The following is a 26,701-nucleotide window of genomic DNA, read 5'->3' as shown; positions in this document are numbered from 1 at the left end:
TTCGTGCCCATTCTGGCGCAGAGGTCTGCGTCCAATGACAAACAAGGAGACAAACCCAATGTCAAGCAACCGAGGTGTCGTGTACCTGGGGCAAAGCCAGGTCGAAGTGCAAGCCATCCCCTTCCCCAAACTCGTCAACCCCCTGGGCCAGTCGGCCGAGCACGGGGTGATCCTGAAAGTGCTGTCCACCAATATCTGCGGCTCCGACCAGCACATGGTGCGCGGCCGCACCACCGCACTGGCCGGCTTGGTGCTGGGCCACGAAATTACCGGCGAAGTGCTGGAAGTCGGCCGCGATGTGGAAACCCTCAAAAAAGGCGACCTGGTTTCCGTGCCCTTCAACGTGGCCTGCGGCCGCTGCCGCACCTGCAAGGAGCAGCACACCGGCGTCTGCCTCAGCGTCAACCCGTCGCGCGCCGGCGGTGCCTACGGCTATGTGGACATGGGCGGCTGGATCGGCGGCCAGGCCGAATACGTGATGGTGCCGTACGCCGACTTCAACCTGCTGAAGTTCCCCGACCGGGATCGCGCACTGGAGAAGATCCGCGACCTGACCTGCCTGTCCGACATCCTGCCCACCGGCTACCACGGCGCGGTAACGGCCGGCGTCGGCCCGGGCAGCACGGTCTACGTGGCCGGTGCCGGCCCGGTCGGTCTGGCGGCGGCCGCTTCGGCGCGCCTGCTGGGCGCGGCGGTGGTGATCGTCGGTGACGTGAACCCGGCGCGACTGGTGCATGCGCGCAAGGTGGGTTTTGAGACCGTCGATCTGTCGCTCGACGTGAGCCTGGCCGACCAGATCGCCGCCATCCTGGGCACACCGGAAGTCGACAGCGCCATCGACGCCGTCGGCTTCGAAGCCCGCGGCCACGGCCATGCGGGATCGCAGGGCGAGGCACCGGCTACCGTGCTGAATTCGCTGATGGAAATCACCCGCGCCGCCGGCAAGATCGGCATCCCCGGCCTGTACGTAACGGACGATCCGGGCGGTGTCGACAAAGCGGCGAAGAGTGGTGCCCTGAGCCTGCGCTTCGGTCTGGGCTGGGCCAAGTCGCACAGCTTCCACACCGGCCAGACCCCGGTGATGAAGTACAACCGCGCGCTGATGCAGGCGATTCTGTGGGACCGCATCCACATCGCCGACATCGTGGGCGTGCAGGTGATCTCGCTGGACGAAGCCCCCAGCGGCTACGCCGAGTTCGACGCCGGCGTGCCCAAGAAGTTTGTCATCGACCCGCACCGCCAGCTAGCCAAAGCAGCGTAGCCCACAGTCGGCGCTATGCATTAAATAGCTGCTAGCGCTTATGGAGTAAGCGCCAGCAGCCAATAAAGCATAAATTCACGAATAGACACCCCGTCCAAAGATTCCGCGGAACTGGCTATGCCAGGCCGCTGGAATCGCCCCCTGCAAGGGGGTTGGCGGCCACACGCAGTGGGCAAGCCTGGGGGTGTTCCCTAATCCCCGAACTCATCGCCCAGCTCGCGGGCGCGGTGCTTGGCGGCGTGCAGGGCACGCATGAAGGTGTTCTTCAGCCCGTCCTGGTCCATCGAGGTGATGGCCGCATGGGTGGTGCCACCCTTGGACGTGACACGCTGGCGCAGGATCTCCGGCGGCTCGTTGGAGGCGCGGGCCAGAGCCGATGCGCCGACAAAAGTGCCAACCGCCAGCCTATGCGCCTGGTCGCGCGACAAGCCCATGTCGGCACCCGCCTGGGTCATGGCTTCGATCAGGTAGAACACATAGGCCGGGCCCGAGCCCGACAAGGCGGTCACCGCATCCAGCTGCTCCTCCACTCCCACCCACAGGCTTTCGCCGGTGGCGGCCAGCACCTTTTCAATGACCTGGCGGTCGGCATCCGACACGGCCGGCCGGGCGAACAGCGCTGTCATGCCCTTGCCGATCAGCGCCGGGGTGTTGGGCATGGCGCGCACTACGCGTTCGGTGTCCAGCCATTTGGCAATGCTGTCGCTGCGGATGCCCGCGGCCACGCTCAGATGCAGGGCAGTCTTGGTATGGAAGCGGGTTTGCAAGGCCGCGTCCTTGAACATCTGCGGCTTCACCGCCCAGACCACAGTGCGCGCCTGGGCCAGCACCGGGCCGGGCATTTCATGGGCCTGGATGGCGAAGTCGGCCAGCAGCTTGGCACGCGCCTCGGCCCAGGGCTCGATCACCAGGATGTGGTTGGCCGGCACACCTTTCTTGACCAGCCCGCCGATGATGGCGCTGGCCATGTTGCCGCCGCCGATGAAGGCGATCTGGTCGTGTGCAGCGGCATTGGGCTGCCCGCCGGATTGGGACGAGGGGCCGAAGGGCGAAGAGCTGATGGGTGCAGGCCGGGAAGATGCCATGGGAATTCCAGAAATACAGTGGGTCGCGGACGTGGAGACCAGGTGCTTACTTGCCGTTGATGCCGAGCAGTTCGACTTCGAACTGCAGCGTGGCATTGGCCGGGATCACGCCACCTGCGCCGCGCTCGCCGTAGGCAATCGCCGGTGGGCAGGTGAGCTTGGCTTTGCCGCCGACCTTCATTTTCTGCACGCCTTCGGTCCAGCATTTGATGACGCCGTTCAGCGGGAACTCGATGGGTTCATTGCGCTTGTACGAGCTGTCGAATTCCTTGCCGTCCAGGAAGGTGCCGCGGTAATGCACCTTGACCTTGTCGCTCGCGGTGGGGCTGGCGCCGGTGCCGTCTTTCAGCGAACGGTAGACCAGGCCGCTGGGGGTGACGACGGCTCCGGCCTCTTTGGCGGCAGCGGCGGCGTCGGTGGTCTGGGCCCAGCTGGCGCTGGTCAGGCTGGCGGCAAACAGGCAGAAAGCGGCGGTAGTCAGAGCAAATTTCACGAAAAACCTTGGGTGTTGGAATAGATACCATCCATTATTGCGGTTTCTCGGCAGCGTTTTCCCCTCGCTTCATCAGAAGTGGGGATGGCGCAGCAAATACATGCACCGCAAGCTACATATTTAATAGCATTTGGGGCCTAATGCTCCACCCAAACCAGAAGGAAACCCGCATGCCCGCATTCCAGTTCGATCTCTTGGTGGTGGGTGGCGGCAGCGGCGGCGTACGGGCTGCGCGCATGGCCGCACAGCGCGGTGCGCGCGTGGCGCTGGCCGAAGTGGGCGCGCTGGGCGGCACCTGCGTCAACGTGGGCTGCATCCCCAAGAAGCTCTACAGCTACGCCGCGCACTATGCCGAAGCCTTTGAAGAAGCCGCTGGCTTCGGCTGGCAGGTGGGCCACGCCAGCCTCGACTGGAGCCTGCTGAAGAAAAACCGCGCCACCGAGATCACCCGGCTCAACGGCATCTACCAGCAGCTGCTGGTGGGCGCGGGCGTGCAGCTCATTCCCGGCTGGGCCACGCTGCTGGACGCGCATACCGTACAGGTCGGCGACCAGAGCTACACCGCCGAGCACATCCTGGTCGCCACCGGCGGCACGCCCAGCCTGCCATCGATTCCCGGTGCCGAGCATGCGGTGGTGTCGGATGCGATGTTCGACCTGGAGCCGTTCCCGCAGCGCCTGCTGGTGGTGGGCGGCGGCTACATCGCCTGCGAATTTGCCTCCATCTTCAACGGCCTGGGTGCCCAGGTGACCCAGGTGTACCGCGGCCAGCAGCTGCTGCGCGGCTTTGACGACGACGTGCGCAACTTCCTGGCGCAAGAGGTGCGCAAGGCTGGCGTCGATCTGCGGCTGGAAACCGATGTGGCCAGCATCCTGCGCACCGCCGCCGGGCTGGAGGTACGCCTGGCGAACGGCGACACCCTGACCGTCGACCAGGTGCTGTACGCCATCGGCCGGGTGCCGAATGTGCAAGGCATGGGCCTGGAGACGCTGGGCATCGCCCAGGGCAAGGACGGCGCGATCGAGGTGGACCGCCACTACCAGACCTCGGTGCCCTCGGTCTATGCACTCGGCGACGTGACCGCGCGGTTGCAGCTCACACCGGTGGCACTGGGCGAAGCCATGGCCCTGGTCGACCATTTGTTCGGCCCCAAGGCTGGCAAGGCGGCACGCAGCATGGACTACGATCTCATCCCCACCGCGGTGTTCACCCACCCCAACATCGGTACCGTCGGCTTGACGGAAGCCGCAGCGCGCGAACAGTTTGGCCCGGTCAGCATCTACCGCAGCGAATTCAAATCGCTGAAGCACACGCTCAGCGGCAGCACCGAACGCACGCTGATGAAGCTGGTGGTCGACGATGCGAGCGACCGCGTGGTCGGCCTGCACATGGTGGGCGCCGATGCTGGCGAAATAGTGCAAGGCTTTGCCGTGGCCATGAAGGCCGGCGCCACCAAGGCAGTGTTCGACAGCACCATCGGCATCCACCCCACCATGGCCGAAGAATTCGTCACCATGCGCGACCCCATCCCCCTATCTCGCTGAGCTTGTTGCGTTGCACAATAGACCCATGCCTTACCTGCCCGCCTTTATCGCCCCCACCCGCTTCACCGATCCGGTTGCCGCCCTGGCGCAGGTCCGGCTGATTTACGACCAGCAGATCGACCACCTGCGCTCGGCCATGCAGCGCTTTGTGGCCGGTGAAACCCTGCCCGGCCATGTGCGGGCCTGCTACCCGTTTGTGCGCCTGCACACCGAAACCGTGGCCCGTGCCGCCAGCGCCCTGATCGAAAGCGCGCACCTCAGCTACGGCTTCGTGGCCGGCCCCGGCCGCTTCGAGACCACGCTGACCCGGCCCGACCTGTACCACAGCTACTACCTCGAACAGTTCCGCCTGCTGCTGCAAAACCACCAGGTCGAGCTGGAGATCGGCACCAGCGCGCTGCCGATTCCGGTGCACTTCTCATTTGCCGAACACGACCACGTCGAAGGCCACATGGACGCCAGCCGCCGCATGCTGATGCGCGACGTGTTCGACCTGCCCGACCTGGCCGCCATGGACGACGGCATCGCCAACGGCACCTACGAGCCGCACCCCGGCGAACCGCTGCCGCTGTCGCTGTTCACCGCGCCGCGGGTCGACTATTCGCTGCACCGCATGCGCCACTACACCGGCACCGGGCCCGAGCACTTCCAGAACTTCGTGCTGTTCACCAACTACCAGTTCTACATCGACGAATTCGTGCGCATGGGCCATGCGGCCATGGCCGACCCGAACAGCGAATACTGCGCATTCGTCGAGCCCGGCAACGTCATCACCCGCCGGGTGGGCCTGCCGCCCGAAGCGGTGGACGCACTGGGCGCTGTGCCGCCGCGCCTGCCGCAAATGCCCGGCTACCACCTGGTGCGCTCCGACAACGCCGGCATCACCATGGTCAACATCGGCGTCGGCCCGGCCAACGCCAAGAACATCACCGACCACATCGCCGTGCTGCGCCCGCATGCCTGGATCATGGTTGGCCACTGCGCCGGCCTGCGCAACAGCCAGCAGCTGGGCGACTACGTGCTGGCCCACGGCTATGTGCGCGAAGACCATGTGCTGGACGAAGAACTGCCGCTGTGGGTGCCGATCCCGGCCCTGGCCGAAATCCAGCAGGCGCTGGAACAGGCCGTGGCCGACGTGACCCAGGTGCAAGGTGTGGCGCTGAAGAACATCATGCGCACCGGCACCGTGGCCAGCACCGACAACCGCAACTGGGAGCTGCTGCCGAACAACCAGCCACAGCGCCGCTTCAGCCAGAGCCGTGCAGTGGCGCTGGACATGGAATCCGCCACCATCGCTGCCAACGGCTTCCGCTTCCGCGTGCCCTACGGCACCTTGCTGTGCGTCAGCGACAAACCTTTGCACGGCGAGATCAAGCTGCCCGGCATGGCGAATCACTTCTACCGCGAACGGGTCGACCAGCATCTGCGCATCGGCATCCGCGCCATCGAACTGCTGCGCGCCCAGGGCCTGACGCAGCTGCACAGCCGCAAGCTGCGCAGCTTTGCCGAAGTCGCCTTCCAGTAACCGCACACCTGTTCTCCGATGCAGCTCGATATTCCCACCCTGCTGGTGATCGCCACCGCGAACCTGTTCATGGTGTCGATTGCCTTGCTGACCATGGTTGGCAGCCAGGCCAGTGCCGCCACCCGCTGCGCCCAGTTGGGGGTGGTGGCCCTGGTGCTCGGCGGGGCGTCCAGCATCGCCGCCGGCTATGCCTGGGCACCGGTGCTGGCGCCGCTGGCCGTGGCGCTGTTCGGCCTGTGCCAGTGGCTGCTGCACCGGGCGCTGGGTAGCTGGCTGGGCCACCGCAGCCGGCCGAACAAATACCGCAAGCGGCCAATCCGCCGCAGCCCGCAGGACTGGCTCGACTACCGCTGGTGCGCACGCTCCTTGCTGGTGCTGCTGGTGGCCGCGCCGCTCGGCTATGCGCTGGGTTTTGCCAGCCCGGACTTCCAGCTCGGCTGGTCGCACCTGTGCCTGGCGGCCATGCTGCTGCTGGTGGCGCGGGCCACGCTATTCCCGCTGCGCCATGTAGGCCGGGCCTGGCGCTGGTGGCTGTGCGCCTGCCTGGTCGGCACCGCGGGCCTGATGCTGGTGCGGGCGGCGATCGGCATCTGGGGCTCGGAGGCCGCGCTGCAAAGCATCAACCTGACCATGGCGGTGACGCTGAACCTGGGCACCATCGTCTCGGTGGTGGCCTTGCTGGCCGCCTGGCGCGACGAGGCCAAGGCCAGGCTGCACAGCCTGGCCATGACCGACGGCCTGACCGGCCTGCTGAACCGGCGCGGCTGGATGGAGCGGGCCGAGGGCATGTTTGCCAACGCCCAGCGCTACCAGCAGCCGCTGACGCTGATGATGCTGGACCTGGACCACTTCAAGCGCATCAACGACACCCATGGCCACGAGGTCGGCGACAAGGCGCTCAAGCTGTTCGCCCGGCTGCTGCGCGAAAGCCGCCGCACCGGCGACCTGGTGGGCCGCCTGGGCGGCGAAGAATTCTGCATCGTGCTGGCCAATACCCACCGCTCGGCCAGCATAGGCTTCGACCAGCGGCTGCGCGCCATGCTGCAGGAAGTAGGCGAAAAAGAGCTGGGTTTCCACATGAACTTCAGTGCCGGCGTGGCGGTTCTGCGCGACGGCGACGGCACCCTGGCCGGCCTGCTGGCGCGCGCCGATACCGCGCTCTACTCAGCCAAGCACGAAGGCCGCGGCCGCATGGTGCAGTCCGACGGCGGACTCGGACAAACAGTTATTTAAGCCCGCTGCGTGCGGGGCCGCCGTTCAGGCGGGATACGCCAGACCATGCAGCTGCGCATACTGCAGCAACATGATGGTCTTGCCATCGCAGATACGGCCATCGGCCACCATCTGCAGGGCCTCGGCCAGGGGTAGCTCCAGCACTTCGATGTCTTCGCCTTCGTGGTGCTCGCCACCACCGTCCGACACCTTGTCGGCCTCGCTGTATTCGCCGACGAAGAAGAACACCCGCTCGGTCACCGAGCCCGGGCTCATATAGGCCTCGAACACCTTGCGTACATCGCGCAGGCGAAAGCCGGTTTCCTCTTCGGTTTCGCGGCGGATGCAGGTAGCGGGGTCGTCCTGGTCCAGCAGGCCGGCGCAGGTTTCGATCAGCATGCCGTCGGGGTTGCCATTCACAAAAGTAGGAAAGCGGAACTGCCGCGTCAACACCACCGTACCCTGGCCCGGGTGGTAGAGCAGGATGGTCGCGCCATTGCCGCGGTCGTAGGTTTCACGGCTCTGGCGCTGCCAGCTACCGTCGCGCCGGCGCAACTCAAAGGTGTTCTTCTTCAGCAGGTACCAATCGTCGGACAGGACTTTTTGTTCGACGATGCGGATGTCATTGGCTTGCATGCGGGCTCCCAAGGTGATAGCAGGCAGTCTAGCGTAAACATGCACATTCGTGCAACTTCAATGATAATCATGCATATCTGAACGGAAACCCCATGCTGACCCAGCAACGCAAACAACTGATCCTGGAAACCCTGCGCCGCGACGGCCGCATCGTCGCTGCCGACCTGAGCGCCAGCCTCGGCCTGTCGGAAGACACCATCCGCCGCGACCTGCGGGCGCTGGCTGCGCGCGGCCTGCTGCAGCGGGTGCACGGCGGCGCCCTGCCCGCCTCGCCGGCGGTGGCCAACTTTGCTGCGCGCAGCCAGCTGCAGATGGCGGGCAAGCAGGCGATTGCCGCCGCCGCCGCGGCCCTGGTGCAGCCTGGCCAGGTGGTGTTCATCGACGGCGGCACCACCTGCCAGCAGCTGGCGCTGCGGCTGCCGCACAGCCTGCAGGCTACGGTGGTGACGCACAGTCCGACCATCGCGCTGGCCCTGGTCGAGCACCCGCTGGTCGAGGTGCAGCTGGTGGGCGGACGCCTGTTCAAGCATTCGGTGGTGGCGGTGGGCGCGGCGGCCATCGAAGCGATCCGCCAGGTGCGCGCCGACCTGTATTTCATGGGAGTCACCGGCATCAGCGCCACGGCCGGACTCAGCACTGGCGACATGGAAGAAGCCCATGTGAAGCGCGCGCTGATGGCCCAGGCGGCCGAGACCTGGGTGCTGGCCTCGGCCGAGAAACTGCACGCCGCCTCGCCCTATGTGATCGGCCCCTGCAGCAGTGCCACCGGCCTGGTGGTCGAGCCCGGCACCAGCGACCAGGAGGTGGCGGCGCTGACGGGGCTAGGTCTGACCTTGGTCCGGGCTCAGTAGCCGTTCTTCTTGACCGGCGCTTCCTGGCCCAGCAGCGCGGCTTTCAGCCCGTAGTCGGCCGGGCTGTCGCCGACCCAGATGTTCAGCACCATGCCGAAGAACTCGGCGTCGCCCACCGGCGTGCCCTGGGGCTGGCCGGCGATGAAGAACAAGGTGCCCTGGCCGGGGATGAACTGCATCGCAAAGCTGTCGCCCGCGGCCAGCTTGCTGCGGCCGGAGAAGATTTCGATCAGCCGGTTCGCCGAGGTGGTGTGCTTGAGCACAAGCTCCTTGGGCGAATTGGCCGACAGGCCTTTGATGAAGGCCAGGCCCAGGTCGGTGCCGGAGACTTCACGCAGCGCGGTAAAGCTCAGCAGCTTGGGCCCGGGCAGGGCGCGCAGCTCCTCGGGGCTGGACACCTTGCGCGGCGTGTACAAGGCCATGTCGTAGACCTTGAACACCGCGCGGTAGCGGGTGCCGGCGCCATTCAGCTGCAACGGTGTGCCCAGCACCTGGGCATCGGCGGCAAACGGGGTGCTCGGCGCATTGGCCGCGGCGGCCCACACAGGCTGGCACAGCAGCGGGGCGGCCAGCATGGCGGCACGGATCAGGCGGTTCATCGGTCGGTCTCCTGCAAAGCTTTTATGCCCTGCACTGTACCGCGTTTGCTTTACATACCGGCTACATTGGTTTGAAGCTTTTTAGGGCTCTAGCGCATATGCAATATGCGTGAACAGCTACCAAATAAATAGCAAAATCCGATTCACGGCGCAACGCCTGGCAAGGCCGGCCGCGCATCCAGCTCGGCGCGCATGCGCGGCAGGTGCTGCGGGTAGTGGCGCTGCATGAAGTCCACCAGGCCTTCGCGCACATCGCAGCGCAGCCGCCACAGCAGATCGGCATTGGCCGAGGTCACCTCCAGCCGGATCTGCACGCCGTGGGCGGCGGTGTCGGTCACGTCCAGCTTGCAATGGCGGCCGTCCCAGGCCGGCGAGCGCTGGCAGATGCGCAGGGCTTCGGCGCGCAGCGGGTCCATGGCCATGGCGTAGTCCACCCACAAGAACACCGTGCCTATCATTTCGGGGTTGCGCCGGGTCCAGTTCTGGAACGGGTTTTCGATGAACCACTGCAGCGGAATGATCAGCCGCCGCTGGTCCCAGACGCGCAGCACCACGTAGGTGCCGGTGATCTCCTCGACCCGGCCCCACTCGCCCTGCACGATCAGCACGTCGTCTATGCGCAGCGGCTGGCCCAGCGCGATCTGCAGGCCGGCCAGCAGATTGCCCAGCACCGGCCGCGCGGCGATGCCCACGACCAGCCCGACCACGCCAGCCGATGCCAGCAGGCTGGCGCCAAACTGCCGGGCCTCGGGAAAGGTCATCAGCACTGCCGCCAGCCCGGTCACCAGTATGCCGAACACCAGGGTGTTGGCCAGCACCTTGGCCTGGGTGTGGACGCGGCGGGCGTTCAGGTTGTCCTCCACCTGCAGCGGGTGCAGGGCGATCAGGCCCTGGGTGGCGCCGCGCACCACGCGCAGGCCCAGCCAGGTCAGGCCGGTCAACAGCAACAGCACATTCACATGGCGCACACCGGCGATGAGCGGAAAGTCGTGCGGCGCTATCTGCCACACAGCCTGCAGCGCGATCAGCGGCAGCACCACCCGGGCCGGCGCATGGCAGGCCTGGGCGATGGCCGAGGCCAGCGGCAGGTTGCGCGTGACCCGCCGCACCAGCAGCGCGCCCACCGCATGCGCCACCAGCCCCAGCACGATGGCCAGGCCGGCCGCAAGAAGAATACGCAACGCCGAGTCGTCGGCCCAGGCAATGAGCTGGTTCACGGAACGCGCTTAGACCGCGCGCGGCTTGACCAGCGCGGCCGCCTGCTTGGCGCGGCTGCGGGCGACTTCCACGTCGGCGTCGAACGCCAGGGCCACGCCCATGCGGCGCTTGACGAAGCTCTCGGGCTTGCCGAACAAGCGGATGTCGGTATTCGGCACACGCAGCGCTTCGGCCACGCCGTCGAAGACGATGCCCTGGGCGTCGACGCCTCCGTAGATCACCGCGCTGGCGCCCGGGCTCTTGAGTGCAGTGTTCACCGGCAGGCCGAGGATGGCACGCGCATGCAGCTCGAATTCGTTTTGCCACTGGGTGCACAGCGTGACCATGCCGGTATCGTGCGGGCGCGGGCTGACTTCGCTGAACCAGACCTCGTCGCCCTTGACGAACAGCTCGACGCCGAACAGGCCCTGGCCGCCCAGGTTGTCGGTCACGGCCTTGGCGATCTCGCGCGAGCGCTGGATGGCCGGCAGCGGCATGGGGTGCGGCTGCCAGCTTTCCACGTAGTCGCCGCTGACCTGGATGTGGCCGATGGGGTCGCAGAAATGGGTTTCCACCTTGCCGTCGGCGCCCAGGGCGCGCACGGTGAGCTGGGTGATTTCGTAGTCGAAGTCGATGAAGCCTTCGACGATGACCCGGCCGTGGCTGACCCGGCCGCCGGCCATCGCGTAGTCCCAGGCGGTTTGCACATCGGCCGGGCCGCTGATCTTGCTCTGGCCCTTGCCCGAGCTGCTCATCACCGGCTTGACGATGCAGGGGTAGCCAATCTTGCTGTCGATGGCGGCCTGCAGCTCGGCCAGCGAGTCGCAGAACACATAGGGGCTGGTCGGCAGGCCCAGGGTCTCGGCAGCCAGGCGGCGTATGCCTTCGCGGTCCATGGTCAGGCGGGCGGCGCGGGCGGTGGGGATCACGCGCACCGTGCCGGCGGCCTCCAGCTCTTCGAGCATGGGGGTGGCGATGGCTTCGATCTCGGGCACCACCAGGTCGGGGCGCTCGGCTTCGATCAAGGCCTTGAGCTGCAGCGGGTCGCTCATGGTGATGGTGCGCGCATGGTGGGCCACCTGCTGGCCGGGGGCATTCGCATAGCGGTCGACGGCGATGGTCTCCACGCCCAGGCGCTGCAGCGCAATCAGCACCTCTTTGCCGAGCTCGCCGGAGCCGAGCAGCATGACCTTGGTTGCGTGGGGGGACAGGGGGGTGCCTAGAGTTTTCATGAACGTATGCAGTGCGACAGGAGGGTGGGCCCGAGCGGGCCGGAAGCGGCGAATTTACCGCATGTGGCCGCAGCGGGGGGCCTGGGTTGGCCTAGGTAGAAACATCCTGTTACCCTACGCGACCCCGTGGCCCAATCGATCCTCCTCTTCGAACTCCGCCCATGAAACACCGCTACGCCGCCGCCCTGACCGCCCTGCTCTGCGCCCTGGGCCTGCCCGCCGCCGCACAAATCCTGGTCGGCCAGACGGCGGGCTTCACCGGCTCGGTGGCGGTCGGCGTCAAGGAAACCACCGACGGCGCCAAGCTGTATTTCGACATGGTCAACGCCAAGGGCGGCGTGGCCGGGCAGAAGATCGAGCTGCTGTCGCTGGACGACAAGTTCGACCCGGCGCTGTCGGCAGAGAACACACGCATTCTGATCACCGAGAAAAACGTGGTCGCCATGTTCCTGACCCGCGGCACGCCGAATACCGAAGCCATCATTCCGCTGCTGGACAAATACGGAGTGCCCCTGGTCGGCCCGTCCACCGGCGCCATGGTGCTGCACCAGCCGGTGCGCAAGCATGTGTTCAACGTGCGCGCCACCTACCAGCGCGAAGCCGAGAAAGCCATGGCCCACCTGGCCAGCACCGGCATCAGCAAGATCGCCGTGGTCTACACCGACGACAGCTTTGGCACGGACGGTCTGGCCGGCGCCCAGAAGGGTTTGCAGCATGCCAAGCTGACCCCGGTGGTGCTGGAAAAGTTTGACCGCGCCAAGCCCGACTTCTCGCAAATCGCACCGGCCGTCGTGCAGTCCGGGGCGCAGGCCGTGCTGCTGGTGGCATCCAGCGCCGCGGCGGTCGAAGGCATCAAGGCGCTCAAGGCGGCCGGCAGCAACGCCCAGTTCATCACCCTATCCAACAACGCGTCCGCCGGTTTTATCTCGGGGCTCGGCAGCCATGCCAGCGGCGTGGTGGTGACCCAGGTGTTCCCGCGCTCGTTCAACTATGCGTTCATCAGGGAGTTTGCCGACCTCGCACGGGCCAAGGGCCTGGACGATTCCAGCCCGGCCATGGTCGAAGGCTTTGCTGCCGCCAAGGTGCTGGTGGCGGCCCTGCACCGCGCCGGCCCCAAGCCCACCCGCGAACGCATACAGGCCGCATTGGAAAACCAGGGCAAGCTCGACATCGGCGGGCTGGACGTCAGCTACAGCCCCAGCGACCACAGCGGCCTGGACTTTGCCGACCTGGCCATCATCAGCGCCGATGGCAAGTTCCGCCGCTGATTGCAAATTTGCTATTTAATCAATAGCTAGTCGCGCTTAATTAACCTGCGCTAGCGGCACTTTTCGCACAAGAAATTTACGCCCTTATCGATAGCAGTCAGCGCTTGCGCACCCGGCGCTGCGAACTGCGCGCATGCGGCAGCCAGCCGTGCCAATGCCAGCGCGCCATCATCAGCAGGCCGCGCACCCATTCGTCGGCCGCGTAGGCAATGAAGATGCCCGGCAGGCCCAGGCTGCGGCCCAGCACATACGACCCCAAGCCCAGTACCAGCACAAACGAGCCTATGCTGGCGGCCACCGGGTAGATCACGTCACCCGTAGCCCGCAGCGCGCCGGTGACGATCAGGTTGAACACCCGCCCGGTCTCCAGCGCCACCGCGATCCACAGCAGGGTTTGCGCGGCCTGGATCACATGCGGGTCCTTGGTGAACACGCGCATCAGCCAGGGCGCGGCCAGGGCCGCCGCCAGCGCCAGGCCGCCGGAGGCCATCAGCCCGTTGCGCACACCCTTGCGCACCAGCGCCCGGGCCTGACTGAACTGGCCGCCACCGACCAGCCGGCCGACCATGATCTCGCAGGCCCAGCCTATCGCCAGGCTCACCAGCAACACATAGCGCAGCAGCTGCAAGGTGTAGGCATGGGTGGCCAGCGCCACCACGCCTAGCCGCGCCGCGCCGGCCAGCGACACCATGAAGGCCGCGCGGTAACCGAGTTCGGCGCTGGCGCCCGGCACACCGATGCGCAACACCGGTGCCAGCACCCGCGGCTGCAGCACCCACCAGTGGCGGGCCGTGGGCACCAGGTCCATGCGTTTGCGCCACAGCACCAGGTGCAAGGCCAGGCCCAGCGCCCGGCTCACCACCAGCGCCACCGCAAAGCCGTACAGGCCCAGCCCGTCCCACGGGCCCACGCCCAGCATCAGCGGCACGGCCAGCGCCAGGTGGGTGCTGTGCATGACCACCATCACCTTCAGCGAGTCGCGCGCATGCAGATGGGCGCGCAGAATCGCCGCCATGGTCAGGTTGTAGCCGTCGAGCAGCGCGGCCGGCGCCAACAGCTGCAGATAGGGGCTGGCCAGCGGCAGGATTTCGTCGGGGGCGTTCAGCACGTCGAGGATCAAGTCGTTGCCCAGCACCAGGATGGACACCACGAACAGCCCGGCCCAGGTGCAAGCTCCCAGGCCCGACAGCGCAGTGCGCCGCACCAGCTCGACCTGCTGGCCGCCCAGCAGCTGGGTGATCACCACGCCCATGCCGATGGCCAGCACCCGGAACACCACGTACAGCGACTCCAGCACCTGGTTCGCCAGGCCCAGGCTGCCGGCCGCGCCGTCCGAGGTATGCGAGGCCAGCCACAGGCCGGCGATGACGACGGTGTAACCCAGTAAGAACTCCCCAAAGATGGGGCCGGCGACGGCGTTCAGCCGGGGGCGTTCAGGCAGATGCATGGGATGTGGCGGGCCTTGCGGCAGCGGGGATGGCAGCTGGGAATAGGCAATTGCGGTAACGCTACCATTCTTCCAAAGAAATCAGCCCCGTGCCGCATCCTCGCGCAACATATCTGTGGCTTTTTCCGCCAACATGGTGACGGCTGCCGTCGTATTGCCGCTGACGATGCGCGGCATGATGGACGCGTCCACCACCCGCAGGCCGGCCACGCCGTGCACCCGCAGCCGCGCGTCCACCACGTCCAGCGGCCCCGGCCCCATGCGGCAGCTGCCCACCGGGTGGTAGACCGTGTCGGCGTGCTCGCGCAGGTAGTACTCCAATGCCATATCGCCCTGGGCTGCGGCCGGGGCCGCCAGCTCCCGCCCGCCCAGCGCGGCCAGGGCCGGCTGGGCGCAGATGCGGCGCACCAGCTGGTAGCCCCGCAGCAGCCGCTCCATGTCGGCGCGCTCGCCCAGGAAGTTCGGGTCGATCAGCGGCGCGGCCAGCGGGTCCTTGCTGTCCAGGGTCACGCTGCCGCGGCTTTCCGGACGCAGCACGCACACGTGCACCGAATAGCCGTGGCCCCACAGGGTCTTGCGGCCGTGGTCGACCAGCTTGGCCGGCACAAAGTGCAGCTGCAGATCGGGCAACGGCTCGCCGGGCTGGCTTTTGACGAAGCCGCCGGCCTCGGCCAGGTTGCTGGTCAGCCGACCGCGGCGGTGTTTACGCCAATCGACCACGCCCTGGGCGATATGTGTGAGCCCGGTGGGTGACAGCCCCCACAGCTCTTTGGCGCGCGGGGCGTGGACCGCATGCACCACGTCCACATGGTCGTGCAGGTGCAGGCCCACGCCCGGCAGGTGGTGCACGGTGGCAATGCCATTGGCCAGCAGCTGCGCGTGGTCGCCGATGCCGGACAGCATCAGCAGCTGCGGCGATTGCAACGCGCCGGCGCTCAGCAGCACCTCGCCCTGGCAGCGCAGCTGCTTGAGCAGGCCGTCCTGTATGAATTCCACACCCACGGCGCGTCGGCCCTGGGTCAGGATGCGGCTGGTATGGGCGCCGGTAAACACCTGCAGATTGGGCCGGCCCAGGTGGGGCGTGAGGTAGGCCTTGGCAGCGCTGCAGCGTTCGCCGTCTTTTTGCATCACCTGGTACAGGCCTACGCCCTCCTGCGTGGCGCCGTTGAAGTCGCTGTTCGCAGGGAAGCCGGCCTGCACAGCCGCCTGCACAAACGCCGGGCTGTAGCGGTTCGGGCTTTGCAGATCGGTAACCTGCAGCGGACCGTCCACGCCATGCCAGGCGTCGGCACCGCGCGTATTGTGCTCGGCCCGGCGAAAGTACGGCAGCACGTCGGCAAAAGCCCAGCCGGGGTTGCCCTCGGCCGCCCAGTGGTCGTAGTCGGCGGGCTGGCCGCGGGTGTAGATCATGGCGTTGACCGAGGTCGACCCGCCCAGCACCTTGCCGCGTGGCTGGAAGCCGCTGCGCCCGTTCAGCCCCGGCTGCGGCATGGTGTCGAAGCGCCAGTGCGTGCGACCGTACTTGGCCAGTAGCGCAATGCCGGACGGGCACTGCACCAGCGGGCTGTGGTCGCTGCCGCCGGCTTCGAGCAGGGCCACGTTGACCGCCGGGTCTTCGCTGAGCCGCCCGGCCAGCACGCAGCCGGCGGCCCCGGCGCCGATGATGATGTAGTCGAACATGGTGTGAATCTGGTCGGCGGATAAGCCGCTTTATGATGAATGTTGCATTGCAACCAATTTTTCTACCGGGAGTCCGCTATGAGCATTTTGACAATCAACACCGTCGGCATTGTCGGCGCTGGCACCATGGGCAACGGCATCGCGCAAACCTGCGCGGCGGCCGGCCTGCATGTGGTGATGGTGGACATCTCGGACGAGGCCGTGGCCAAGGGCCTGGCGACCATCGCCAGCAGCCTGGACCGGATGATCAAGAAGGAAAAGATCACCGCCAGCGACAAGGCCGCCATCCTGGCGCGCATCCGCGGCTCGACCCAGTACGACGACTTCAAGGCCGTGCAGCTGGTAATCGAAGCCGCCACCGAGAACTACGCGCTCAAGGTGAAGATCGTGCAGCAGCTGGACGCCCTGCTGGCGCCCGAGGTGCTGATCGCGTCTAACACCTCGTCGATCTCCATCACCAAGCTGGCGGCCGTGACCCAGCGGCCGGATCGCTGCATCGGCATGCACTTCTTCAACCCCGTGCCGCTGATGGCGCTGGTGGAAATCATCCGCGGCCTGCAGACCAGCGACGCCACCCACGAGGCGGTGCACGCCATGGCCATCGCCCTGGGCAAGACGCCGATCACGGTGAAGAACGGCCCGGGCTTTGTGGTCAACCGCATCCTGATGCCCATGGTCAACGAGGCGCTGTTCGTGCTGGCCGAGGGCGTAGCCACGCCTGAAGACATCGACGCCGGCATGACCTTGGGCTGCAACCAGCCGCTGGGTCCGCTGGCCCTGGCCGACATGATCGGCCTGGACGTCTGCCTGGCGGTGATGGAGGTGTTCTTGAACGAATTTGGCGACAGCAAATACCGCCCCTGCCCGCTGCTGAAAGAGCTGGTGGCCGCCGGCCGCCTGGGCCGCAAGACCGGCCAGGGCGTTTACACGTACTAGGATGGGGGCAACGCATTTCGGTGCGTTTTAATTTAACTTGCACGCAATTTAATTGCGAACTATAATTCAACCCATGGCCAAGCCCACCATCACCCCAGAACAAGCCCTGCTGCTCGACAACCAGCTGTGCTTTGCGCTGTATTCCACCTCGCTGGCCATGACCAAGCTGTACAAGCCGCTGCTGGAAGAGCTGGGCCTGACCTACCCGCAGTACCTGGTGATGCTGGTGCTGTGGGAGCACGACGGTCTGATGGTGTCGGCCCTGGGCGAGCGGCTGTTCCTGGATTCCGGCACCTTGACACCGCTGCTCAAGCGCATGGAAGCCGCGGGCTGGCTGAGCCGCCAGCGCGATGCCCAGGACGAACGCCGCGTCACCATCCGCCTGACATCTGCGGGGCGTAACCTGCAGGCCCAGGCCACCAAGATCCCGGGCTGCATCCTCGATGCATCCCAATGCGCCCTGCCCGAATTGATTTCACTCACGCAGCAAGTACAGGCCCTGCGCGAGCGACTGACGAGTCCCCGAGCCTGACACCCTTTTTTGTAAACCCCAAGGAACCACCATGCCTACCAAACTCGACAAAGTGCTCTACACCGCCCACGCCCACACCACCGGCGGCCGCGAAGGCCAATCGGCCAGCGACGACGGCAAGCTCAGCGTGACCCTCGCGCCCCCCAAGGAACTGGGCGGTAACGGCAACGGCACCAACCCCGAGCAATTGTTCGCTGCGGGCTATTCCGCCTGCTTCATGGGCGCCATGAAACACGTGGCCGGCCTGAAGAAGATCACTGTGCCCGCCGATGCATCCATCGACGCCAGCGTAGACATCGGCCCCATCCCCGCCGGCTTCGGCATCGCTGCCCAGCTGAAGATCAGCCTGCCCGGCCTGGACCGCGCTGTGGCCCAAGACCTGGTGGACGCCGCCCACGGCGTGTGCCCCTACTCCAACGCCACCCGCGGCAATATCGAAGTTACGCTGACTTTGGTCTAAGCCCCCTCTTGCCCGCCAGGGCAAACCCCCGAGGCCCGCGCCATAACCATGGCGCGGGCCTAGTGCTTTGTAGCGGTGACAATCAAAGCATGTCCACCCCCACTGCTTCCTCCAACGCCGCCCATCCCTACGAAACGCTCACGCCCGACGTGGTGATGGACGCGCTGGCCAGCGTCGGCCTGTATGGCGACGGCCGGCTGATGGCTCTGAGCTCGTACGAAAACCGGGTCTACCAGGTGCACCTGGAAGACGGCAGCGCAGTGGTGGCCAAGTTCTACCGGCCCGGCCGCTGGAGCGAAGCGCAGATTCTGGAAGAGCACAGCTTTGCCGCCGAGCTGATGGCCGCCGAGATACCCGCCGTCGGCCCGCTGGTGCTGGACGGCCGCAGCCTGCACCCGTTTGCCGGCTTCCAGTTCAGCGTCAGCCCGCGCCGCGGCGGCCGCCCGCCCGAGCTGGACGACTTCGAGGTGCTCGAATGGATAGGCCGCTTCCTGGCGCGCATCCACACCGTGGGCGCCAAAAAACCCTTTGTGCACCGCCCGGCGCTGGACCTGGAAAGCTTTGGCCTGCATTCCCGCGACTGGCTGCTGAAGCACGAAATGGTGCCGCTAGACGTACAGAGCGCCTGGACCAAGGCCTGCGGCGATGCTCTTGATTTAATAGCTGCCAGCGCACTCCCCACCAGCGCTACAGGCCCAAAAGACTTAAAAGTCCTGCGCCTGCACGGCGACTGCCACCCCGGCAACATCCTCTGGACACCCACCGACGGCCCGAACGGCGGCCCGCACTTCGTCGACCTGGACGATGCCCGCACCGGCCCGGCCGTGCAAGACCTGTGGATGCTGCTCAGCGGCGACCGGGCCCAGCGCACCGGCCAGCTCAGCGGCCTGGTCGACGGCTACGAGCAGTTCCGCAGCTTCGACCGCCGCGAGCTGGCGCTGATCGAGCCACTGCGCACCCTGCGCCTGATCCACTACAGCGCCTGGCTGGCCCGGCGCTGGAGCGACCCCACCTTCCCCATCAACTTCCCGTGGTTCGGCAGCAGCGACTACTGGGTCGGCCAGGTGAACATGCTCACCGAGCAGATCGAAGCCATGCAGGAAGAACCTTTGTACGTATGAAGCTGCTGCTCTATCGTTGCACCTTCACGACTAATTTCATTAATAAGATGGAAGAGAGCAGGTCGCGTGGATAAAACGCTTTGTTTCTAAAAGTAACGTTCAGGTAAAGTGCTCAATCATCTTTTAAAAGGTTATACGTGCACAACGCCAAACGATCTATTGTTGCGATTGCAATCCTGATTTTCGGAACAGTCGCTTATGGCGCCGAAAAATCCCGTGAAGAGCGGACGGCAGCAATGGAGGCCTTGGCGTGGCAGCAAGGACCTACAAGTGGCGCATTGGAAGATAAAGCCACCATAAAAGTCCCCCAGGGTGCTCGGTTTCTGGACGTAAACAACGGGTCCAAGTTCTTGGAGCTCACGGGGAATTTGCCTTCCAATGAAAACATTCTGGTGGGTGAAACTTGGTGGGCGGCCTTCTCATTTAATCCCGCTGGCTATGTAAAGGACGACGAAAAAATTGACCCTGACGCGCTGTTAAAGGATCTCAAAAGCAGCGACGAACCCGGCAATCAGGAGCGACGCAAGCGCGGCATGTCCGAGCTGTTCACCGAAGGCTGGTACATCCCGCCGCACTACGACACTGCCACCAAACACTTGGAATGGGCTCTCCGTTTGCGTGCCTCTGACAGCAATGCGCCAATCATCAATTACACAGTTCGTTTGTTAGGCCGATCCGGTTATGAAAGTGCGATTTTGGTTTCAAGGCCGGAAACCCTGGAGACCGATGTGAAGTCCTTCAAGGCGGCACTCGCCGGGTTTGACTTCAACCCGGGCGAAAAATACTCTGAATTTAAGTCGGGCGACAAAATAGCTGAATATGGTTTAGCCGCGTTGGTGGCCGGTGGCGCTGCCGCCGTTGCTGTGAAGTCGGGGTTTTGGAAAGTCATATTGGGTTTCCTTGCGGCAGGTTGGAAAATCATTGCTGTCGGCGCGGTCGCTGTCGTGGGCGGTGCAAGCAAACTGTTCAAGAAAAAAGAGTCGTGAAATTCAATGCGGAAGCGGCTCTGATGCTGCTTGCGTGGGGGCTGTACATCTTTGACTCGGCACGACTGTTATCGGGGAACGAGGCAATCATGCGGTCCTGTGGCCAGGGCTGGCAGGCGGTCTTCGGCTCCAATCGCTGGAAAATCAGAGGGAAGGAGCCCTACATTCCCAATCCGTTGACACCCTATGTGCAGATGTATGTTCTTCAATGGGATTTTGTGCGGGTGGGGGGACAAGAGCAGGGCGACGGAGCGTTGAAAAAGCGCCCGGAGTTCAGCAGCTTTACACCGTTCGTCATACTTTCTGCACTATGCCTTTTCGTGCTGCTTCCTATAGGGCTCTACACCAGGGCTGGCGTCTGGGCAGCATTGCCCGCAGTAATGACCATGTACCTCAGCAACGTCGCGGCTTTGGTGACCCTGGCCCGGCGCAGACGCGTGTTGGGCTTGACCCCTAGCCAATATTGGGGACTCGTCGTCGAATGCTTGACCTGCCCACCCTTTGCAATCAATCTGATTCGTAGATTGTGTGCGTTGCAACCCGTGAAAGAAGACTTTGTGGCTGCCAGCGCTCGTGTGTTGCCCGAGGAGGCGCTTACAGAGGTCAATACACAATGCCGGCTTCGACTGGATGAGCAAATTGACTACGCAGACGATGCCGGCAGCCGTATGCAAACCCTAGTCGCAGCCAGAGCGCGGTTTGCAGCGGAAGAGGCGCCATCATGAGTGGAATGGAAATAGGCGTCATCGTTGGAGGGCTGGTTTTTGGCTATTGGCTAGTTTCGTTTTTTACGGCGAAATCACCGCCCAAGCCAATGCCGGAATACGTTGATTTCAGAAACGAAGCGTTATCAGACCAGATGCCTGCGCAGGCTCAGGCCGCCCCATGTACTGCAGCGTGGTACGCAGTGCTGGAAGTTGCGCCGACGGCATCGGCGGATGAAATACGCGCAGCATACCGACGACTGATAAGTCTCTACCACCCGGACAAAGTGACCACACTGGGCCCAGAACTGCAGGCTTTGGCAGAGCAAAAATCGCAGCAGATCGGCGCTGCCTATCGGACAGGCATGCAATTGCGAGGAGTAAGTGCATGAAGCTACTGCTCGCCTTGTTGGCTGCAGGCAAGCTCGGCAAAGTAGCCTTGTCGGGTGGCACCATGCTGCTCTCGGTGTTTGTGTACGCCATAAGCTATGGCTGGGCTTATGCAATCGGCATTGTGGGACTGCTGTTTGTGCATGAAATGGGGCATTTCATTGCCGCTAAAAACCGCGGCTTGGCGGTAGGGGCTCCTGTGTTCATTCCTTTCGTAGGCGCATGGATATCGCTGAAAACTGTCGACCTCGACCCTGAAACGGAAGCTTATGTAGGTTTGGCTGGCCCCATGCTAGGCACGGCCGGGGCATTTTTGTGCTACCTGTATGCCCAGGAAAGTGGGCAAAAACTCTGGTTGGCCATCGCCTACACCGGCTTCATTCTCAACCTGTTCAACCTGATTCCCTTGACGCCACTGGATGGTGGACGCATCGTTTCCGTCGTGTCGCCCAAGCTGTGGCTGTTGGGCGTACCCCTGCTCTGCGGCGTTTTTTTCTGGAAACCCAGCCCCATGCTACTGATCATCGCCGTTCTAGCCGCCCCCAAAGTTTGGGCGGCAATCAAAGGTGAAGCGTCAGAAGGGCGGCAGATCGCATCCCTGCAGATCAAACTCCAGTACGGCATCCAATACCTTCTGTTGATTGTCGTATTGGCCGTCTTGGCCCTGGATGCGCACGAGAAAATGGGTGTTCGCAGCTTTTGATGAATAAGAACTGTTAGGAGCACTAGCCAAGACATACAGTCCGCCTGCTGCGGACGCGGAGATACAGCGCATAGAGTCAGAAACTATGCTTCGCCTCGAAACCGAACCAAACGAACGACGGAAATGAGCTCTTTCTCAAGAAGCACCCTCTAGCCAAGTGATGTTCCTGATGGCGCCGATGCAAACGCCGCTTTCTGTCCTGGACTGCAAGGCGCCAGCATCGAGCAACTGGAGCCATGGGCGCGACGCCGGCGCTATTCATGAAGTCACCGGTTGCGCAGCCGACAGGCAACTAAGAACTGTACAGCCGGCGCTGGACCTGGAAAGCTTCGGCATCCACTCGCGCGACTGGCTGCTGAAGCACGAAATGGTGCCACTGGACGTGCAAAGCGCCTGGACCAAGGCCTGCGGCGACGCTCTTGATTTAATAGCTGCCAGCGCACTACCCAGCAGCGCTACAGGCCAAAAAGACATAAAAGTCTTGCGACTGCACGGCGACTGCCACCCCGGCAACATCCTCTGGACGCCCACCGACGGCCCGAACGGCGGCCCGCACTTCGTCGACCTGGACGACGCCCGCACCGGCCCGGCCGTGCAAGACCTGTGGATGCTGCTCAGCGGCGACCGGGCCCAGCGCACCGGCCAGCTCAGCGGCCTGGTCGACGGCTACGAGCAGTTCCGCAGTTCCGCAGCTTCGACCGCCGCGAGCTGGCGCTGATCGAGCCGCTGCGCACCCTGCGCCTGGTCCACTACAGCGCCTGGCTGGCCCGGCGCTGGAGCGACCCGACCTTCCCGATCAACTTCCCGTGGTTCGGCAGCAGCGACTACTGGGTAGGCCAGGTGAACATGCTCACCGAACAGATCGAAGCCATGCAGGAAGAGCCTCTGTACGTATGAATGCAGTGCTGAGCCGCGCCGGCCTGGCCTGGCCGCCGACCTGGGGCGAGGCGCTGATGCTGGGCGAATACCTGTCGTACCGCGTGGGTGCTTATTTGCTACTCAACGTAGTGGAAGACCCGGCCTGGCTAGCCTGGGCGTTTTGCTGAACGCCGTATTCTCATCCTCTGATTAGGGGATGCTCTGGCCGGGAAGTGTGTGTACAACCGGGCCTGCCTGAAACCCCCACCGCAAGGAGCCCGCAATGCCCGACCACCGTTCCTCAGCCCCCGACTGGCTGACGCTGGAGCAGCGCCGGGTGGCAGCACGGCGTAGCGCACTCGGCAGTGGGCTGACAAAAACCGTGGATGGCCAGCCGCAGCCGCTGGTCACCGGCCTGGCGTTGTCGGGCGGTGGCATCCGCAGTGCCACGCTGTCGCTGGGCATGCTGCAAGCGCTGGCCCGCGGTAACGCGCTGCAGCAGTTCGACTACCTCTCCACGGTCTCCGGCGGTGGCTACGCAGGGGGCTTTTTGTGCAGCCTGTTCATTCCTGAAAAAGTCCGCCAGGGCAACCCCACCGCACCGTCTCAGGCCGAGCTGCAGCAAGCGGCGCGCGCGGCCCAAGAGAAGCTGCAGGCCACCGAGCAGCGCAGCAATGCCCAAGCCTCGCCGGCCAGTAAGCCGATCAGCTGGCTGCGCAACAGCGGCCGCTACCTGGCACCGAATGGTGGCGGCGATGTGTGGTTTGGCTTCACCACCTGGCTGCGCAATCTGCTGGCGGTGCACTATGTGCTGGGCATCACGCTGGTGCTCGCACTGGGAATATTGGGATGGCTGAATCAGGCTGCGCTCGCACATCTGCACCGCCTGCCATGGCAGCTACCCGGTTGCTTGCAAGCGGGCGCGCTATACGGCGTGCTGGCGCTGGGGGTTGCCGGCACCGCGTTGCTGCCGCTGGGCATTGCCTACTGGTACACCGAAATGCCCAAGCTGCGGCAAACCGGCTGGCTCGCCGGCGTTTTCACCTTCACGGCCGTGGTGGGCATGCTCCTGGGGCCTGCGCTGTGGCTGGCGACAGCCGCTTGGCAGAACACAGCGCTGCAGATACTGGCCGGGGTGTTGGTGCTCGCCAGTGCCTGGTACTTGGCTACCTGGAGCTGGACCTGGTGGCAAGACCGCCAGGGCCAGCCCACCGCGTGGATGCAGGTCACGCGCACCCGCCTGACGCGCTATCTGTCGCGGGCGCTGGGCAGCGCCGCAATGCTAGCCGCGCTGTGCCTGGTGCTGGCGGTGTGCGAATGGCTGCAAACCTACCTGTCGGGCTCCTATGGCGCAATCGGCAGCGGTGTGGTCGCTGGCCTGCTAGGCCTGTGGAAGCTGTTGCCCGTCAAGAGTCTGAAGCTGAACAAACCACTGGCACTGCAATGGCTGCCGCTGCTGGGCGCGCTGCTGCTGGGCACGCTGCTGGTACTGGGATGGGGCACGGTCGCGGCCTGGCTGCTTGCAACGCCTGCGCATCGGGGAATCTTGCTGGCCTTGCTGTTGCTGGCCGGCATCACCGGCGAATGCTTCCAGTTCCTGAACCTGTCGACCATCCAGAACCTGTACACGGCGCGCATCGTACGGGCCTATTTAGGCGCTACCAACATCGCCCGCGACAAGGCCGAGCACCAGGACATGACCGAGCCGCACGCCACCGACGACATGGCGCTGGACCAGTACCACGGCCGCTGCGATGCCAGCGGGCCGGTCCAGCTGCATTCGCTGGCGCCGCTGCACCTGATCAACGTCACCATCAACGAAACCGTGGCCTCGCAGGGTTCGCTGGTCAACCAGGACCGCAAAGGCCTGTCGCTGGCGGTGACGCCCGACGGCTTCATGGTGGACGGCGAATTCTCCGCGCGCCCGCACAACCCGCGGCAAAGGCACCCGTTCTTTGAAAAGCTCACCGTGGGCCGCTGGATCGGCATCTCGGGCGCCGCCTTCACCCCCGGCCTGGGCCGCGGTACCCGGCCCGAACTGGCGATGCTGATGGTGCTGGCCAATGTGCGGCTGGGCTACTGGTGGCAGGTGAAACTGACGCCCAAAAGCAAGCGCACCCGGGCCCGCACCGGCCACACCGCCCGGCGCTGGCCATTTGCTACCCAGCTGCATTTGCTGCGCGAGATGCGTGGCAACTTTTACGGCACGAACGACAGCCACTGGTACCTGTCCGACGGCGGCCATTTCGAGAACACCGGGGTCTACGAGCTGCTGCGCCGGCGCGTCGATTTCATTCTGGCGCTAGACAACGGGGCCGATGCCAGCTACCAGTTTGAAGACGTGGCCAATCTGATGCGCCTGGCCTCGGTGGACATGGGCGCCCAGTTCACCCCGATTGCGCCAGAGACCGTGGCGCAAAGACTGCAAGCTACGCCCCAGGCCGATCTGGCCAGCATGCTCGGCAACCCCACCGGCTTTCCCCGCGACGAGGGCAAGGGCCGGCATTTCCTGCTGGCCTACCAGGTCAGCCTGCCGGCCACCGATGCGTTTGCGGCGCACACCGCGCTGCTGCTGTGGGTCAAGCCGCGGCTGACCGAAGAGGCCAGCCTGGACCTGCGCCAGTACCAGGCCACCCACCTGCCGTTTCCCCAGGAGCCGACAGCCGACCAGTTCTTTGACGACCAGCAGTGGGAAAGCTACCGCCAGCTTGGCCAGCATGCGGGCCAGACCCTGCTCGAAGGTGGTGTGGGCCTGCCTGGGCTAGTGCAGGCGCTGGGCAAGAGTGCCACACCTCCGCTATATATTTAGTAGCTGTTGGCGCAGCTACTATCTGCGCCAGAGGCCTAAAACACCTGTAAACGCTCAAACCGCGAAGCCTGCGGAAACATCTGCTGCAGCGCCTCGCGGACCCGGGCCAGGCGCGGGTCGTGCGGGTGGGCGTCGTCGGTGGTGTCGTTGATGCAAAAGCAATCCACCTGGCCGCGGGCGGCCACCAGGCGGTCCAGCTGGGCCATGCCGTCGGCATCGCCGGTGGACACATACAGGTGCGAATACTCGCGCATCTGGGCCAGGCCGTGGGCCAGCGCCCAGCGCAGCACGAAGTCGGACACGATGGCCGGCTTGTCCCAGCAGCGGAACACGGTGGAACGCACCCGGGTGAACATCTCCGGCGCCCGCGCCTCCAGCGCCAGCAGCAGCGACTTGCGCAGCGGCCGGGGCGCATGCGCGAAAGTACGGAAGGTCGGCTGGTAGCCGCCGGGCAGCGCGGGCTGGTCGCGCAGCCACTGCTGCGACAAGCGGCAGGCGTTCTCCAGCGCGGTGGCGTCAGGGCGCAGCGGCTCGTCGCTGACCAGCGGGTCGTCGGACCAGGCGACAAACACGCCTTCGCGGCTGAACCAGTGGCCTAGCTCCACCGGCGCGCCAAAGAACACGTCGTCGTTCAAATAGAAATAGCGCTCCGACAGGCCCGGAATCCGGTGGATGTAGGACTCGATATGGCCGGAGTCAAAAACCGGTAGCGCCGCACCGGGTATCAGCTCGCGGTGGTCCACCACCGTCAGCCCGTCTACCTGGGCCAGCCAGGCCGGGGTCTGGCCGTCGGTCACCAGGTAGATGTGGCCGTGGCCGGGGAAGAACTGCTCCAGCGCGCGCAGGCTGTAGCGCAGCTCGTCGTTGTCGCGGAAGCGCCCCTCCACATTTCCGTAGGCGGCCATGGCCTGGCGCTGCGCGGGGCTCAACTGCTCCAGCGCCCGCTGCCGCTTGGCCCGCCAGGCGGGGTCGTTGCCGTTGACCCACAGGTACACGATATCGATGGCGGAGGCGTTGCAGTCTTCGGATTCCATGTACGCAGTCAAACAAGAGGAGTGGCTAAACGGGGTCGGTGATATTAGCGGGCTTTGCCCAGCGCCGCGCAGCAGGGGATACACCCTCCGCTACCACCCAAATGTGGGTGCATACTGCGCGGGGAGACGACTTTTTAC

General features: G+C 65.0%; 25 protein-coding genes and 1 pseudogene. 17 read left to right on the top strand and 9 right to left on the bottom strand.

Translation table 11 applies throughout. The features are described from left to right. Positions 1 to 58 precede the first annotated feature (58 nt). Complete coding sequence (gene fdhA, locus BLT66_RS19520; protein WP_092760230.1) at positions 59 to 1,261, top strand: formaldehyde dehydrogenase, glutathione-independent; 1,203 nt, start codon at positions 59 to 61, stop codon at positions 1,259 to 1,261. A 191-nt stretch (positions 1,262 to 1,452) separates the two neighbouring features. Here the strand turns inward: fdhA and proC are convergent, their stop codons facing one another. Both proC and BLT66_RS19510 read right to left on the bottom strand, forming a co-directional pair. Continuing rightward, a complete protein-coding gene (gene proC, locus BLT66_RS19515; protein WP_092760228.1) occupies positions 1,453 to 2,346 on the bottom strand; it encodes a pyrroline-5-carboxylate reductase in 894 nt (297 codons plus the stop codon). A 46-nt stretch (positions 2,347 to 2,392) separates the two neighbouring features. After that, complete coding sequence (locus BLT66_RS19510) at positions 2,393 to 2,791, bottom strand: FKBP-type peptidyl-prolyl cis-trans isomerase (protein ID WP_092760691.1); 399 nt, start codon at positions 2,789 to 2,791, stop codon at positions 2,393 to 2,395. Between the two features lie 218 nt (positions 2,792 to 3,009). Between BLT66_RS19510 and gorA the strand changes: the two genes are divergently transcribed. The 3 genes from gorA to BLT66_RS19495 are packed head-to-tail and all read left to right on the top strand — an operon-like array spanning position 3,010 to position 7,141. Then, complete coding sequence (gene gorA / locus BLT66_RS19505) at positions 3,010 to 4,383, top strand: glutathione-disulfide reductase (RefSeq protein ID WP_092760226.1); 1,374 nt, start codon at positions 3,010 to 3,012, stop codon at positions 4,381 to 4,383. 25 nt (positions 4,384 to 4,408) lie between these two features. After that, positions 4,409 to 5,908: an AMP nucleosidase gene (locus BLT66_RS19500; RefSeq protein WP_092760224.1), complete on the top strand. Its 1,500-nt coding sequence runs from the start codon at positions 4,409 to 4,411 to the stop codon at positions 5,906 to 5,908. Between the two features lie 18 nt (positions 5,909 to 5,926). After that, positions 5,927 to 7,141: a GGDEF domain-containing protein gene (locus BLT66_RS19495; RefSeq protein ID WP_092760222.1), complete on the top strand. Its 1,215-nt coding sequence runs from the start codon at positions 5,927 to 5,929 to the stop codon at positions 7,139 to 7,141. 24 nt (positions 7,142 to 7,165) lie between these two features. Here BLT66_RS19495 and nudK read toward each other — a convergent pair whose 3' ends face one another. Then, positions 7,166 to 7,756 (bottom strand): GDP-mannose pyrophosphatase NudK, encoded by a 591-nt coding sequence (gene nudK, locus BLT66_RS19490; RefSeq protein ID WP_092760220.1) that lies wholly within the window; start codon positions 7,754 to 7,756, stop codon positions 7,166 to 7,168. A 92-nt stretch (positions 7,757 to 7,848) separates the two neighbouring features. On the opposite strand from nudK, the gene BLT66_RS19485 reads away from it, so the two are divergent. Continuing rightward, the gene (locus tag BLT66_RS19485; RefSeq protein ID WP_092760218.1) at positions 7,849 to 8,607 is read left to right on the top strand and encodes a DeoR/GlpR family DNA-binding transcription regulator; all 759 of its coding nucleotides are present in this window, start codon (positions 7,849 to 7,851) and stop codon (positions 8,605 to 8,607) included. On the opposite strand, the gene BLT66_RS19480 is transcribed toward BLT66_RS19485, so the two are convergent. The 3 genes from BLT66_RS19480 to purT form a co-directional block, all read right to left on the bottom strand. Further along, on the bottom strand, positions 8,601 to 9,206 hold the full coding sequence (locus BLT66_RS19480; protein WP_092760216.1) for a chalcone isomerase family protein: 606 nt from the start codon (positions 9,204 to 9,206) through the stop codon (positions 8,601 to 8,603). The two genes, BLT66_RS19485 and BLT66_RS19480, sit on opposite strands and share 7 nt — an antisense overlap. Positions 9,207 to 9,349: 143 nt before the next feature. Continuing rightward, positions 9,350 to 10,423: a mechanosensitive ion channel family protein gene (locus BLT66_RS19475; protein ID WP_176955111.1), complete on the bottom strand. Its 1,074-nt coding sequence runs from the start codon at positions 10,421 to 10,423 to the stop codon at positions 9,350 to 9,352. A gap of 9 nt (positions 10,424 to 10,432) precedes the next feature. Beyond that, entirely contained in the window at positions 10,433 to 11,635 is a 1,203-nt protein-coding gene (purT, locus tag BLT66_RS19470) for a formate-dependent phosphoribosylglycinamide formyltransferase (RefSeq protein ID WP_092760214.1), read from the bottom strand. A gap of 161 nt (positions 11,636 to 11,796) precedes the next feature. Here purT and BLT66_RS19465 point away from each other — a divergent pair, with 161 nt between their 5' ends. Further along, positions 11,797 to 12,903 carry an ABC transporter substrate-binding protein gene (locus tag BLT66_RS19465; protein WP_092760212.1) on the top strand — a complete coding sequence of 369 codons (1,107 nt, stop codon included), beginning with the start codon at positions 11,797 to 11,799 and terminating at the stop codon, positions 12,901 to 12,903. Between the two features lie 97 nt (positions 12,904 to 13,000). On the opposite strand, the gene BLT66_RS19460 is transcribed toward BLT66_RS19465, so the two are convergent. Both BLT66_RS19460 and BLT66_RS19455 read right to left on the bottom strand, forming a co-directional pair. Continuing rightward, positions 13,001 to 14,350 carry an MATE family efflux transporter gene (locus BLT66_RS19460; RefSeq protein ID WP_092760210.1) on the bottom strand — a complete coding sequence of 450 codons (1,350 nt, stop codon included), beginning with the start codon at positions 14,348 to 14,350 and terminating at the stop codon, positions 13,001 to 13,003. Between the two features lie 81 nt (positions 14,351 to 14,431). Next, positions 14,432 to 16,030, bottom strand: coding sequence for a GMC family oxidoreductase (locus BLT66_RS19455; protein ID WP_092760208.1), 1,599 nt, complete (start codon positions 16,028 to 16,030; stop codon positions 14,432 to 14,434). Between the two features lie 87 nt (positions 16,031 to 16,117). Here BLT66_RS19455 and BLT66_RS19450 point away from each other — a divergent pair, with 87 nt between their 5' ends. The 11 genes and pseudogenes from BLT66_RS19450 to BLT66_RS19405 all read left to right on the top strand — a co-directional run bounded on the left by BLT66_RS19450 (position 16,118) and on the right by BLT66_RS19405 (position 25,529). Beyond that, positions 16,118 to 16,966, top strand: coding sequence for a 3-hydroxybutyryl-CoA dehydrogenase (locus tag BLT66_RS19450; RefSeq protein WP_092760687.1), 849 nt, complete (start codon positions 16,118 to 16,120; stop codon positions 16,964 to 16,966). Between the two features lie 73 nt (positions 16,967 to 17,039). Continuing rightward, on the top strand, positions 17,040 to 17,498 hold the full coding sequence (locus BLT66_RS19445) for a MarR family winged helix-turn-helix transcriptional regulator (protein ID WP_176955110.1): 459 nt from the start codon (positions 17,040 to 17,042) through the stop codon (positions 17,496 to 17,498). A 31-nt stretch (positions 17,499 to 17,529) separates the two neighbouring features. After that, positions 17,530 to 17,958 (top strand): organic hydroperoxide resistance protein, encoded by a 429-nt coding sequence (locus BLT66_RS19440; protein ID WP_092760206.1) that lies wholly within the window; start codon positions 17,530 to 17,532, stop codon positions 17,956 to 17,958. 89 nt (positions 17,959 to 18,047) lie between these two features. Then, positions 18,048 to 19,079, top strand: a complete 1,032-nt coding sequence (locus BLT66_RS19435) for a serine/threonine protein kinase (RefSeq protein WP_092760204.1) — start codon at positions 18,048 to 18,050, stop codon at positions 19,077 to 19,079. Between the two features lie 137 nt (positions 19,080 to 19,216). Further along, complete coding sequence (locus BLT66_RS19430) at positions 19,217 to 20,065, top strand: DUF2167 domain-containing protein (RefSeq protein ID WP_218922638.1); 849 nt, start codon at positions 19,217 to 19,219, stop codon at positions 20,063 to 20,065. Continuing rightward, complete coding sequence (locus BLT66_RS19425) at positions 20,062 to 20,790, top strand: hypothetical protein (protein WP_092760202.1); 729 nt, start codon at positions 20,062 to 20,064, stop codon at positions 20,788 to 20,790. The genes BLT66_RS19430 and BLT66_RS19425 overlap by 4 nt, the downstream gene beginning before the upstream one ends. Continuing rightward, positions 20,787 to 21,161 carry a J domain-containing protein gene (locus tag BLT66_RS19420; protein ID WP_092760200.1) on the top strand — a complete coding sequence of 125 codons (375 nt, stop codon included), beginning with the start codon at positions 20,787 to 20,789 and terminating at the stop codon, positions 21,159 to 21,161. Before BLT66_RS19425 ends, BLT66_RS19420 begins: the two co-directional genes overlap by 4 nt. Continuing rightward, positions 21,158 to 21,862, top strand: coding sequence for a site-2 protease family protein (locus BLT66_RS19415; protein ID WP_092760198.1), 705 nt, complete (start codon positions 21,158 to 21,160; stop codon positions 21,860 to 21,862). The genes BLT66_RS19420 and BLT66_RS19415 overlap by 4 nt, the downstream gene beginning before the upstream one ends. Before the next feature lie 238 nt (positions 21,863 to 22,100). Beyond that, positions 22,101 to 22,759, top strand: a pseudogene (locus BLT66_RS19410) (serine/threonine protein kinase); the annotation flags it as partial. Beyond that, a complete protein-coding gene (locus tag BLT66_RS26850) occupies positions 22,756 to 22,908 on the top strand; it encodes a hypothetical protein (RefSeq protein WP_176955109.1) in 153 nt (50 codons plus the stop codon). The pseudogene BLT66_RS19410 and the gene BLT66_RS26850, both read left to right, overlap by 4 nt. Before the next feature lie 95 nt (positions 22,909 to 23,003). After that, positions 23,004 to 25,529 (top strand): patatin-like phospholipase family protein, encoded by a 2,526-nt coding sequence (locus BLT66_RS19405; RefSeq protein WP_092760196.1) that lies wholly within the window; start codon positions 23,004 to 23,006, stop codon positions 25,527 to 25,529. A gap of 35 nt (positions 25,530 to 25,564) precedes the next feature. On the opposite strand, the gene BLT66_RS19400 is transcribed toward BLT66_RS19405, so the two are convergent. Then, positions 25,565 to 26,563 (bottom strand): Stealth CR1 domain-containing protein, encoded by a 999-nt coding sequence (locus BLT66_RS19400; protein ID WP_092760194.1) that lies wholly within the window; start codon positions 26,561 to 26,563, stop codon positions 25,565 to 25,567. Positions 26,564 to 26,701: the final 138 nt, after the last annotated feature.

The sequence above is a fragment of the Rhodoferax sp. OV413 genome, from assembly GCF_900104385.1.
Taxonomy (GTDB): domain Bacteria; phylum Pseudomonadota; class Gammaproteobacteria; order Burkholderiales; family Burkholderiaceae_C; genus Rhodoferax_B.
This window is presented reverse-complemented; position numbering and strand designations above follow the sequence as displayed.